The organism is Gemmatimonas sp. (genome assembly GCF_036405635.1).
Lineage (GTDB): Bacteria > Gemmatimonadota > Gemmatimonadetes > Gemmatimonadales > Gemmatimonadaceae > Gemmatimonas.
This window is the reverse complement of record NZ_DASWXE010000001.1, coordinates 1-11,579: the sequence shown is the minus strand read 5'-3', so window position 1 is coordinate 11,579 and position 11,579 is coordinate 1. Positions and strand designations below refer to the sequence as shown.

General features: G+C 65.7%; 11 protein-coding genes. 6 read left to right on the top strand and 5 right to left on the bottom strand.

Going from position 1 to position 11,579, the window contains the following annotated elements; genetic code table 11:
* Positions 1-1,048: hypothetical protein (locus tag VGE27_RS00055; RefSeq protein ID WP_331047582.1), on the top strand; the 1,048-nt coding region annotated here is incomplete at its 5' end.
* Between the two features lie 49 nt (positions 1,049-1,097).
* Here the strand turns inward: VGE27_RS00055 and VGE27_RS00050 are convergent.
* The 3 genes from VGE27_RS00050 to VGE27_RS00040 all read right to left on the bottom strand — a co-directional run bounded on the left by VGE27_RS00050 (position 1,098) and on the right by VGE27_RS00040 (position 2,825).
* On the bottom strand, positions 1,098-1,397 hold the full coding sequence (locus VGE27_RS00050) for a hypothetical protein (RefSeq protein ID WP_331047581.1): 300 nt from the start codon (positions 1,395-1,397) through the stop codon (positions 1,098-1,100).
* A gap of 48 nt (positions 1,398-1,445) precedes the next feature.
* The gene (locus VGE27_RS00045; protein ID WP_331047580.1) at positions 1,446-2,300 is read right to left on the bottom strand and encodes an alpha/beta hydrolase; all 855 of its coding nucleotides are present in this window, start codon (positions 2,298-2,300) and stop codon (positions 1,446-1,448) included.
* Between the two features lie 129 nt (positions 2,301-2,429).
* On the bottom strand, positions 2,430-2,825 hold the full coding sequence (locus VGE27_RS00040) for a hypothetical protein (protein WP_331047579.1): 396 nt from the start codon (positions 2,823-2,825) through the stop codon (positions 2,430-2,432).
* A gap of 308 nt (positions 2,826-3,133) precedes the next feature.
* Here VGE27_RS00040 and VGE27_RS00035 point away from each other — a divergent pair, with 308 nt between their 5' ends.
* Positions 3,134-4,222: a hypothetical protein gene (locus tag VGE27_RS00035; protein WP_331047578.1), complete on the top strand. Its 1,089-nt coding sequence runs from the start codon at positions 3,134-3,136 to the stop codon at positions 4,220-4,222.
* 57 nt (positions 4,223-4,279) lie between these two features.
* Positions 4,280-5,440 (top strand): DEAD/DEAH box helicase, encoded by a 1,161-nt coding sequence (locus VGE27_RS00030; RefSeq protein ID WP_331047577.1) that lies wholly within the window; start codon positions 4,280-4,282, stop codon positions 5,438-5,440.
* A 60-nt stretch (positions 5,441-5,500) separates the two neighbouring features.
* Here the strand turns inward: VGE27_RS00030 and VGE27_RS00025 are convergent, their stop codons facing one another.
* On the bottom strand, positions 5,501-5,926 hold the full coding sequence (locus tag VGE27_RS00025) for a GspH/FimT family pseudopilin (RefSeq protein ID WP_331047576.1): 426 nt from the start codon (positions 5,924-5,926) through the stop codon (positions 5,501-5,503).
* A gap of 173 nt (positions 5,927-6,099) precedes the next feature.
* On the opposite strand from VGE27_RS00025, the gene VGE27_RS00020 reads away from it, so the two are divergent.
* Positions 6,100-7,179 carry an ATP-dependent 6-phosphofructokinase gene (locus VGE27_RS00020; protein ID WP_331047575.1) on the top strand — a complete coding sequence of 360 codons (1,080 nt, stop codon included), beginning with the start codon at positions 6,100-6,102 and terminating at the stop codon, positions 7,177-7,179.
* Positions 7,180-7,431: 252 nt separating this feature from the next.
* Positions 7,432-8,445, top strand: coding sequence for a hypothetical protein (locus tag VGE27_RS00015; protein ID WP_331047574.1), 1,014 nt, complete (start codon positions 7,432-7,434; stop codon positions 8,443-8,445).
* Positions 8,446-8,519: 74 nt separating this feature from the next.
* On the opposite strand, the gene VGE27_RS00010 is transcribed toward VGE27_RS00015, so the two are convergent.
* Positions 8,520-9,365 carry a hypothetical protein gene (locus VGE27_RS00010; RefSeq protein ID WP_331047573.1) on the bottom strand — a complete coding sequence of 282 codons (846 nt, stop codon included), beginning with the start codon at positions 9,363-9,365 and terminating at the stop codon, positions 8,520-8,522.
* A 136-nt stretch (positions 9,366-9,501) separates the two neighbouring features.
* Here VGE27_RS00010 and VGE27_RS00005 point away from each other — a divergent pair.
* Positions 9,502-11,579, top strand: a 2,078-nt coding sequence (locus VGE27_RS00005; RefSeq protein WP_331047572.1) for a helicase-related protein, incomplete at its 3' end; no start/stop codon positions are given.

Here is an 11,579-nt window from a genome sequence, read left to right as displayed (position 1 = left end):
ATTGCCCCCCATCCCGCAGTTGCCACCGCTGCCAGACGGCGCGGACCGACGCACCACGCGGGAATGGCGCAAGGCCAACAAGGAAGCGCTCAAGGATTGGCGCTCGGCGGTGCGTGATCAACGCAAGCGTGACACGTCGGTCGCGCGGGTGGCCCAGCGTGAAGAACTGCGAGCGGCGATGCAAGCTGCGGCGCGCGCGGTCACCACGCCGGAACGCATTGCCGCGCGGGTGAAGGGGTTCCGCAAACACCTCAAGTGGACGGCGGGTGCGTCTGTTGGCGCAGCGGTCAGCCTGTTCATCGGGGCAGGCTTCAATGTCGATCCGATGGCGGTGCCCTTTGTCGCGGGCATCATCGGCGCGATGATCAGCGCCCAGCTGTCACTGGTCGACTTCATCAAGCTGCGCCGCATGGGCATTTCGCCGTCGGATGCGCTGGGTGACGAGTGGAAGCGCATCGCCATCGTCTCCGATGAGCGTCCACATTCTGCCAAGGTGCAGGAGCTGCTGGACCGCGTGGCGGGTCCGGCGGTGATGAGCTCACGGTTTGCCGAGACGGTACGCAACGCGGCTGACGATCGTCTCGTGATCGCCGATGTCACCAGCAAACTCTCGGCCGCCGATCGTGACATGATTCCCGATGTCGCGCCCACGGCAGACGCGCTGATGGAACGGGTGGGTGCACTCGCGGCCGGACTCGAACGTCTCGATCGCGACCTGCCGGGCAACATGCTCGGTGAGTTGCGCAGTCGGCTGGCGGCAACCGAGGCCGAGTCGCCCCATGCGCCGGATCGTGAACGTCGGCTGTCGCTGCTCACGCGTCAGGTGTCGTCGCTCGAAGAACTCTCCGGACGGCGGGAGACCATGATCCGTCAACTCGAGAGCGCCTCGCTGGCATTGCGCACGCTGCGCTTCGATATCGTGAAGCTGCGCACGATGGGCGTGGATGCTGCGGCACACGATGTCACCAGCGCCACGCAGGAAGCGCGGGCACTGTCGCGCGATCTCGGCTACGTCATCGACGCCGCAGAAGAGAGTCGGCGCCTCTGACACTATGCCGGTCGCGGTGCGGGCCGTCGTGCATCGGCCCCGCTACGACTCAGTAGTCGCGCTCTTCGAACTCGGCGACCATGCCGGAGTGACCATAGCGCTGCGCGGCATCGATGCCGCGCTTCACGGCTTCCCGCACTTCGTCATGACGACCCAGGGCATGCAGCACATCTGCATAGCGCAGCCAGCCATTGCCTTCGTCGTCATAGGACGCGAGATAGGCCGAGAGTTCGGTAGCCGCCTCTTCGAGTAGTCCGGCCTTCTGTAATTCGTTGGCGAGGCCAAAGCGGACGAGCGCGTTGTTGGGCTGCTTGGCAGCCATCGCGCGCATGGTGGCGAGTCTGTCCATGAGAGGGAGCGTGTAAAGAGTCAGTCGGATGATGAGGCGATCGGCATGTCAGCGAGTCAGGAGTTCGCTCACGAGCATGCCGAGGCTGTCGGGGGCCTCCTCTGGCGCGACATGCGCGGCCCCGGGGAGGGTGTGCAGCGTGAGTTGCTGGCTGGTGGCCGAACGCAGCGCGCTGTGCAGGCGCATGGCGCGGCCCGCTGGCAGAAACGGATCGTTGGCGCCAAGTACCAATGCGGTCGGGCAATGCAGGCTGCTGGGAGCCAGCGACTCGACAGTGTCCGCACGGGACGCGCGCAGATCCTGCAACTGACGACAGGCACTATCGCGCCCATCGCGCTGACGGAACGGCATCAGATACACATCCAGCGAACGCGCACCGGTATCGCGATGCGCGAAGCAGGGCAGCAGTGCGCTGTGCAGGGCCGATGCCAACCACGCTGGGGAAAGTCGGCGCCAGAGTGGCACCAGCCAGGTGAGTCGCGACAGCCGGTGGCTGATGACGGCATCGGCGGGAAAGCCGGCCAGCATGGTGGGATTCACCAGCATCAGATGGCCGACACGCGAAGGCTGCTGATGGGCCACGCGAGCCGCAACGGCCGCGCCCATACCGTGCCCCACCAGCATCGCCTGCTGGACGCCCATGATGTCCAGCAATGACGCCAGACGCTGGGCATGAGCCGCGACGGTCAGCGACTGCGTGCCCGCCGGGTCGGAGCGGCCGTGGCCCAGGAGGTCGAGCACCAGCACCCGATGACCCTTGGGCAGACGGGGCAGTACGTCCTGCCATAGGTGCGACGACGTGAACGATCCGTGCACGAGCACGATCGGATCGCCCGCGCCACGATGGCCGAAGGCATAGCAGTACAACCGGACCCCATCGAGGTCCACGAACTCACCACGCATCAAACACGGGTGGCGGGGTGAGCAGGAAAAAAGCGCGCGACCGGCATGACGCAGAACGCTAATCCCTGAAGTGCAACGAGGGCACCGTGTGGTGCCCCCGTTGAAACGCTTCGTCGCTACCGACTGGCCTCAGAGGCCGCCGCGCGGCCGACCCTGCGGCATGGCCGCCAGGTTTTCGTCGAACTTCTTCTTCTGGTCGTCCTTCAGGACTGCCTTGATGGCGTCGTTCCGGTCGGCGTTGAGCTTCTGCATCTTCTCGCGCCCTTCCGGGCTGCGCATGGCTTCCATGCCCCCAGCCTGCATCATCTCCTGCTGCTTCTTGGCCGACTCGGCCAGAATGGCATCGACCTTGGTGGTCTGCGCCGCGTCCAGGGTTATGTCCTTGAACAGCATTTCCTTCTGACGGGCCATGCGCTGTTCGGGAGACATCTGGCCCATGCCACCTCCGCCACCGCCCTGAGCGTAGGCGGGAGCAGCGATCGCGAGGACGGCAGCGGCAGCGATCAGGCGAAGCGTGTTCTTCATCGATGGATTCCCAAGAGGGAGGTTGTTCCCCGCAGACGGCGCAGGCGCGCGGTCGCGGGATGCACACCGCGTGAGCGGCCTAAGGTAGACGGCACGGCTTGCGATGGTGTTAAGCACGGCCTCTTTTGCGTCACCTATGCCGAACTGATCAGTAAAATCATTCCCGATGGTACCATGCGACATCTGGCGCTTGGCGGGTCGAGGCGTACAATAGCGCGATTGTGACGACTCCCCCCGCGTCGCCGACCCTTGCGACCGACTTAGTGATCGTGCCCGGCGAGCCGGTGGTGCCGCGCCCGATACCGGTCGTGCCGCCCCCTCCGCCGCCGCCCGTCCAGGTGCCGGCGCTCTGGCTGTTGCAGGAAGGCGGAGAAGTGATCGCATCCCGCCTGATGCGAGACGTGCTGCCGCCCCCGCCTCCGCAGCATGCGCGCTGGCCCATGGTGCCATACGGCAGCCGCCGCGGCTGGCAGTTGCTTGCCCGTCAGGATGCGGACGGGCAGTGGCCCGCCGGATGGCTGACCGTGCCGTCGGGGGAGGGGGTGCATGGGGTAGGCACCATTGTCGCCTTCCGCGCTTTGGTGGAGCTCAACTGGGATCGGGAGCTGCCTGGCATGGCGGCGGCACGACGGTGGCTCTTTCGCCTGTTGGCTGCAGACGAGGACCCGACGCTGTTGGCCGAGTTGCGTCCGGAGCACGACGACGAGGAGCTGGCGGCTCGTGGGCGGCATCTTCTCAGGGAAGCCGCCGCGGCGGCCCTCGCGCAGGCCGGGTACGAGAGTGATCCCCGACTGCGCGGGGCGGCGATGCGGCTGGTGCAGCGGGTGGATGACTTCCTGCGGTCGCCGCTGGCGGCCAAGCCATGGGTGCGATCGGGCAATCAGCACGTGCTCGCCGCCGAGGCAACGCCGCCGTCGTTCCATTTGCTGCAAATGCTGGCGTTCATGCCGCAGTTCCGCAGCGAGCACTCCGAGTTCATGGAGCGCCTCCAGGCCTACGTGGTGCATCCGTGGCCACGGCAGGCGGCCATGCAGCACGTAGCCGGCCGCCTGCTTGAACAACCGCACTTCGTGTTGGGCGACCTGCTGGCTACCCGCGGGGATCTCGATGCCGACATGCCTTCCGCGCTCGCCTGGCTCGAGACCATGGCCCGACTCGGATTCCTTTCGCGGCACGATGGCTGGCAGCGTCTGCTCGATCGCCTGCTGGACGATCGGGATCGCCGGGATGTCTGGGTGCCTCGGCGCTCTGTAGTCATGCCGGAGCGGGTGCCTGACTGGGCGTGGCCAGGGATGATCCTCACGGATCGGGAACGCCCCGCCGGCGCTTCCGTGGACGTCACATTCCGGCTGGCCCTCATCGCCCGGCTGGCAGGCCGCACGCTGGAGTATCGATAGTCGAGGGGATTACCCCCTGCATCCGGTCCCGGAGTGATTACCTTTCCGGCACTGAACATGACTGTCATCGATCCTGAAACGCTTGTCGGCGACGTGACCTTCGCTGACCTCGGGCTTGCCCGCCCGCTGCTGGATGCCCTGCACGATGCCGGGTACGAACGGCCCACTCCCATTCAGCGGGAGGCGATCCCGCTGGCCCTTTCCGGGCGGGATCTCATCGGCCTTGCCCAGACAGGAACCGGCAAGACGGCGAGCTTTACGCTCCCCGTCGTGCACCGCCTGCTGGGCGGCCCTCGCCGCACTCGCGTGCTGGTGCTCACACCCACCCGGGAGCTGTGCCTCCAGGTGGAAGAGAGTGTGCGCAAGTACTCGAACCACGCGCCGGTGGATGTGATCCCGGTGTATGGTGGCGTGGGCTACGAGCCGCAGGAGAAGGCCCTGCGTCGCGGCGTCGATGTGGTGGTGGCCACGCCGGGTCGTCTGCTCGATCATCTCGAGAAGCGCAACGTGGACTTCACGTACCTCGAGACGCTGGTGCTCGACGAAGCGGACCGCATGCTCGACATGGGCTTTGCGCCGCAGATCAATCGCATCGTCGACCAGATCCCGCGTTATCGGCAGACGCTGCTCTTCAGCGCCACCATGCCGCCCGAAGTCGAGGCGCTGGGGCGCAAGTATCTGCGCAAGCCCGCTGTGGTACAGGTGGGCCGCCGTTCTTCCGCGGCGACCACGGTGACGCATGCCGTGTACCCCGTGCCGCGGCATCGGAAGAACGAACTGCTGGTGCATCTGCTCACCAACGGCGATCACGAGTCGGTGCTGGTCTTCACGCGCACCAAGAGCGGCGCTGACCGCGTGGTGCGCGACCTTGCGCAGGCCAAGATCCACGCCGGTGCGATGCATGCTGACAAGTCGCAGCGCGAGCGCATTCAGGCGCTGGAAGACTTCAAGTCCGGCAAGTTGCGCGTCCTCGTGGCCACTGACATTGCTCAGCGTGGTCTCGATATCTCCGGCATCACGCACGTGATCAACTTCGATGTGCCGCAGCAGCCGGAAGACTACGTGCACCGCATCGGTCGTACGGGTCGCGCGGCGAGCACGGGCGACGCGTACACGTTCATGTCGGCCGAAGAAATCGGCATGGTGCGCACGATTGAACGCACGATCGGGCAGGAAATCCCCCGCGTGAGTGTGCAGGGCTTCGACTTCGGTACCTGAGGTCCACACACGTCCGCGTGTGGGGTATGTGCATTGGCTGGTGTGGTGAGGGGCGCGAACTCAGCGTGACACGCGCCCCAGTCGTGAGACCGTGATGGTATCGGCGCGCCTGCCGCGCGTCAGCGTGACGCGCAGGTTGGCGGCACCGGCGCCCAGTCCGGACGGGTGATAGGCCATGGAATCACGCGTGGCATCGAGGGTCACGCGCGACGAGGCAAATGATGCGATGGCGAGTGTGTCGCGCGCGACGTGCACGAGAATGCGCTGTGTCGGGCGATCGATACGCACAGCTGTTGCGACCCCGCCGGCCAACGCCTGATCGCGGGCGAGGGCGAACAGGGTGGCGGTCTCCTGTGCCGATGCCTCCACCGCTGCCGCGTCCAGCACGGGACCGCCGCCGATGATCGCGATGCCCGCTGAGATCGCGAGGATGGTCAACACGACCAGTTGCTCGACGGTGGTCGATCCGCGACGACGATGGAACATGGGTGGGTTTCCTCCGGGCAAAGGGGCCGCTAGATCGCGACAGGGCCGCGATTGCCCAGCGCGTGGGCCCACCACCATGGGGCGATGATCCGGTATCTGTGTCACCGGAACTACGCGACCGGGTCCGGAATTACGCGTCGCCGTCAGCTCACCTCCGCCTTAGTTTCGGTAACATGCGCATTGCCATTTCCACCGGCGGCGGCGACGCTCCCGGTCTCAACGCGGTCATCCGCGCCGCTGTCCTCTCCGCGCGTACCCGGGGCTGGGATGTCCTCGGCATCAAGCGTGGATTTGCCGGCCTCCTCGGCGAGGACGAAATCGTTCCGCTCACCGCCGACACCGTGCGTGGTATCGCCGGTCAGGGCGGCACCATCATCAAGACTACCAATCGCGGCAGCCCATTTGCCTATCCGGTTCAGGCGGCAGACGGGACCTGGAATAGCGTCGATCGATCGGATGAACTGATCGAGAACGCCCGCAATCTTGGCATCGAAGCGATCATCTCGATCGGTGGCGACGGCTCGTTGGCCATCGCGCAGAAGCTGGTCGCCAAGGGCGTGCGTGTCGTCAGCGTGCCGAAAACCATCGACAACGACGTGGCTGGCACCATCACCACGTTCGGCTTCGACACGGCCGTCAACACGGCGATGGAGGCCATCGACAAGCTGCACACCACAGCGGAGTCGCATGACCGCGTGATGGTGCTCGAGGTCATGGGGCGCGAAGCCGGATTTATCGCCCTGCATGCCGGTGTCGCGGGCACGGCCGACGTGATCCTGATCCCGGAAATCGAATGGGATCTCGACAAGGTGTGCGAGAAGATCATGGCACGTGATGCCAAGGGGCGGCGCTTCAGCATCGTGGTCGTCGCGGAAGGGGCCAAGCCGCGTGGCGGACAGGAGTCCATCATTGGCGCCTCATTGCCGGGGCAGGACCGCCGACTTGGCGGTATCGCCGAGCGGTTGGGTTTTGACATCCAGCGGGTCACGGGCAAGGAGACCCGCTCCATGGTGCTGGGGCACCTGCAGCGCGGTGGCCCGCCGACGGGCTACGATCGCCTGCTGGCCACCCGTTTTGGTGCGGCGGCCGTGCAGGCTGTGGCCGACAAGAAATGGGGGCACATGGTGGCGTTGCAGTCTCCGCACCTGGTCACCATTCCCATCGAGCAGGTGCTGTCCGAGACCAAGCGCGTGGATCCCACGCACGACGTCGTGCAGGCAGCCCGCATGATGGGGATCTCATTCGGGGACTGAAGCAGGCGCATTTCCGTTTCCGGGGTATCAGGTGACGTTGGAAGTTGTCCCCTAACGTCATCACCCCTGTCCCCACACTAGGACACGCGGAGCCGAACGGTGCTCGTGGACTATCCGTAGAGTGCCGTATTGCTGATACTTACGGTGCACGAGCCTGCTTCGTCTTATTGGCACGCTCCCTGCGCTAGAGACTGGCGGGAGCCCCGCAACGTTGTCCATGGTGGACAGCGTGAGGTCCTGTTGGAGGTTGTCATGAAACACACATCCTGGCGTGTCTTCGCAGCGCTGGCCGCACTGGGTCTCTCGGTGTCGGCGAGTCGTGCGTCTGCACAGGCCAAGTCTGATAGGGAGAAGGCCACGGACCGCGATGGCCGTGCCGAGAAGGTGGAGGTACCGAAGGAGTATCTGCCACCGGCTGGCATGTGCCGTGTCTGGGTGGAGGGCGTTCCGGCTGCCCAGCAGCCTGCGCCCACCGATTGTGCTTCGGCGGTGCGGAACAAGCCGGCCAATGGCCGCGTGATCTACGGCGAGGACAAGGCCAAGTCGGGCGGCAAGAAGATGGACGAGCTGCCAGTCAACCGGCTCAAGGGCGCTGAGAAGAAAGGGCCACCCTTGATTCCGCCGCTGGCTTCGGCGCCCGATGGTCGGGCGCGCGAGGCCTGGGAGCAGAAGAAGGTCACGGATGAGCAGTTGTATGGCGACCGGCCGGCGAATTCTTCGCCGGCTTCGTCGTATCCGGGGGGCATGGTGTCACCGCAGGGGCCACAATCGTCACAGGGTGGGTACATCACGCCCGGTGGTGTGGTGGTGCCGGGCGCTGTGATGGACCCCCGTTACTTCACGCAGAATCCCGGCGTGCGCCCGCCCGGCACCGGCTCTTCCACCTGCCTGGACCGCGACGGCGACGGCTGGTGCGACGACCTGCGCTACGGCCCACCGGTGTGCAACGATCTCGATCGCGATGGGCGTTGTGATGATCTGCCCGAGTTCGCGTCGCGCGCCTATCCGCAGGTGCTGCCGCAGATGCGCAGCGCGATGGACGTCATCGACGGGCGTGGCAGTGTGGAGGTCATGCAGTGGATCGGCACCAACGAGTTCATTGTGCGCGTACCTGAACAAGGACGCGGCGGCGTACCGTGGCGCGCCATCTTCCTGGACGCGCAGGGCGAACTGCTGCAGGTGTGGACCGATTCCAATCGCGACGGACGAGCCGATCGCGTGGAGATCTTCCGCAATGGGCAGCGCACCAAGTTGATTCAGCGCTGATTCTTTCGTGTTTCGCTGACAAACGAACGGGCCGCCAAATGGCGTCCCGTTCGTGTTGCATACCATACTCTTGTCTAGGCGCGCTGTGTGGGCATGTCCGACCAGTCGTCCGGATAGTGCTCCTTCGCGCAGTCCTGGCAGATGCCGTGCGACAGCTTGGACGCTGTGCGCTTGGCGACGAAGCGTTCGAGGGGCTGCCACTGCAGCCGGTCGTCGCGCACCGCTTTGCAGTGCATACACAGCTGCACGAAGCCACCGAGGGCGTGGGTCAATCGTGTTTCCAGCGTGCGATGCGATGACACTTCGCGGTCGTGAGAGATGCGCAGGAAGGTTGCGAGCAACCCAAAGCTCGTGATGAGCTGCGCTGCCCACGCCGCCAGTGTCGCTGCCTGAAAAATGCCCGTGCCGTCGGGCAGCCGGGGCAGGATGGTGGATACGACGGCGTACGTCGCCAACGCGAAGGCCGTGCCCATGCGCTCGACGGTGGGCAACATCGTGGCTGTGGCCAGCCGCCAGGCCGCAATCGTCAGCATGATCAGCATGACGCCGGTGGAGACGAGTGGCAGCACACCCGGCACGTCGGTCACCGTGGCCACGGCCAGCCCCACCAACGGCGCTCCCACGGCCCAGGCCAGCATGGCCTGCGGCGAAAGGCGCTCTCCGCGCAGGGCAAAGGCGCCAGCAAGTACGGTCACGCTGAATCCGATGCGGAGTACCAACGCCCCGAGGAGGATCCACTCGTTGGCGAACGGGGTGAAGTACGCATTCCATCCGTATCGCGCGAGCAACAGCGCCCAGGCTACGGTCCAATACCGCGCCAGTCGCTCGCGATGGACGGTGGCAAGGTAGGCCATGGCGAGCAGGCATACCGACGCAATCAGCGCCGGGGCCCCAGAGCGAAATACAGCGTCGCGCAGCATGAGTGGATGTTTCGTGGTGCCCGGCCGTATTCAGGCCAGACGGAACGCTTCAAGCGAGCGGGGCCATGACAGCCTTTAAAATTAGCCCCGTCCTGATCAGCCCGTAACTCTCTGGTGCTACGGTGTAGCTTGCAGAGTGCGCACTCCCCAGGATCGTTACCTGCCGCCCGACCGGGATGCCTTCGTGGCAGCCAAGCCCGCCACGGGCCGGGTCATTGTCATCGCCCCCACTCGCGCCGCCTGCGAGACCATCGAATTGGCGGTCGGGCTGCACCTCGACACCTTCCTGGAGCGCACCCGTGGCGCCGAACTGCGCGCGCTCGCGGCGAGCGGACAGGGCTTCGGCATCGTGGCCGGCACGGGAACCGGCAAAACGCTGGGCATCCGCCCGATCGCCGAGACGATTCTTGGCACCACCCACCTCAAGGTCGGTGTGGTCAATCGTGAGCGCGAAGCCACGCCGGAAACACCGGGGTGGAATGTCGTCATCATCACCACCGGCATTGCGCGACGGTGGTTTCAGGACGGCGACATTCATCCGCATGACACGCTGATCGTCGACGAAATCCACCAGACCAGCGCCGAACTCGAGCTCTGTCTGGCGCTCGGCAAGCGCGTGGGGTGTCGGTTCATCTGGCTATCGGCCACCGTCGATCCGACGTTTTATGCGCGCTACCTCGAAAGTGCCGACGTGCTGCAGGTGTCGGCGTTCGATGCCGCCAAGGCCGCCAAGGTGCAGGTGGAGCGCAAGGAACCGCTGCAGTTTCTCGACGACAAGTTCCTGCAGAAGCTGGCCCGCTCCGAACGTGGCGTGGCGATCTTCCTGCCCACGCGGGCGGGGGTCGAGGAAGCGGCGGAGTGGGTGCGCACGCGATATCCGCGTATCAACGCGGCGCACTACCACGGTGGTGAACCCATTCGTGTGATCCGCCCATTCCTCGAGGGCGAGATCAAGAAGCCGTTCTTTCTGGCCATGACCGCGGCGGGGCAGAGCGCGCTGAACGTGCCCGGTCTCGATACGGTCATCATCAACGACACACGCTTCACCAACATCATCGATCGCGGACGCAACGTGCTCACGCGCGTGCATCTGGGCGCGAACGAGATCCTCCAGATGGCCGGGCGCGTGCACGGCCGCGTGGAGAATGGACGCGTGTTCATTCTGAGCGACCGCGACATCCGCTTCGAGGCGCTGCGCCCCACCGAGCCGGAGTTCCAGCTCGCTGGCGACTCCGAGCGCGTAGCGCTCACCTGCGCCGGCCTTGGGGTGCGAGCCGATGCGCTCGACTTGCCGGTGCCACTCGACCGGGCGTCGTACCGCAAGGCCGTGGCGCACCTCGAGTCGCGCGGGCTGATCGAGAACGGACACCTGACGGCGTACGGCCGTGCCGTCGAAGCACTGCCGGTGGAACGCGCATGGGGTGAGCTCATCGTCAATGGTGATGACGAACTGCTGCCGATGCTGGCGGTGATGAGCGGTATCGACTCGCTGCACCGCATGACACGTGAGGGTCGTGATCTCGATGGATTGGTGGTGCGCGGCAGTGATCACCTCACCGCGTACAACCTCTACGCCGAGGGATTCCGCGTGAGCGGATACATCGGCGAGGTGTTTGGCCTGCCGCGCCACATGTTCGACGCCGAACGCATTGCGCATTGGGCTGAACAGCGCGGCGTGCTGGTGAAGGCGCTCGAGGATGCGGCGCTGGCCATGGCCAGTGTGTATCGCTCAGTGGGATTGCCGCTGCCCACCACGATGCCGCTTGCCGGCACCGCGGTCCATCGACAGTTCGCCGACCTGCTCGCGCGCTATATGCCGTTCGATCTCGTCATCGAGGAGCAGACGGCGGACGGCCATGAAGCGCGGGTGAGCAAGACGAGCGTGTGCGGGTCGTGGGGCGCGGTGACGGGATCGCTGCGCTACTTCGCCGATCGCTTCGGTGTGCCGCGCGCCGCCATTGAGGGCACGCAGCTGTCGATGGATCTGGTGCAAAAGTATGCGCACCGCCATGCGCCGGAGCTGACGCTCGATCCCGAGCGCAAGAGTCCGGTGTTGCTACAGCGGCGGGTGACGTACTTCGGCTTTGACCTGTCGCGCGAGCTCGAGCCGTTGCCGGTGTTCGTGGGCGAGTACGCCGAGGCCGCGCGCCAGCTGATCGCCGATGCGGCCGCGCGTGGTGAACTGCGGCATCCGTCGGTGCGGCGCAATCAGCC